This is a genomic window from Streptomyces sp. JW3 (assembly GCF_052216785.1).
GTDB lineage: Bacteria > Actinomycetota > Actinomycetes > Streptomycetales > Streptomycetaceae > Streptomyces.
Genome location: NZ_JBQOUX010000322.1, coordinates 1 through 247 on the forward strand (window position 1 = coordinate 1; position 247 = coordinate 247).

Annotated in this window: 1 protein-coding gene; it reads left to right on the plus strand. The window is 71.7% G+C overall.

The features are described 5' to 3' along the window. Positions 1-247 (plus strand): condensation domain-containing protein (locus tag ACTT8P_RS38670; protein ID WP_442836464.1); only part of this gene is annotated, 247 nt, incomplete at both ends.

Here is a 247-nt window from a genome sequence, read left to right on the forward strand (position 1 = left end):
TCGGCGCGCCGACACAGAGCCCGCGCCGCCGCGACGCCTTGCTCATCGTCGGCCACCACTTCGTGATCGACGGTGTGTCCTGGCGCATCCTGATCCCGGACCTCGGCATGGCCTGGGGCCAGATCGCGGCCGGTCAGCCGGTGAACCTGCCCGCCAACGGCACGTCCATGCGGCGCTGGGCGCACAGCCTGGTCGAGCAGGCCGCCGACCGTCGCACGGAACTGCCGTTCTGGCGTGAGGTGTCCAC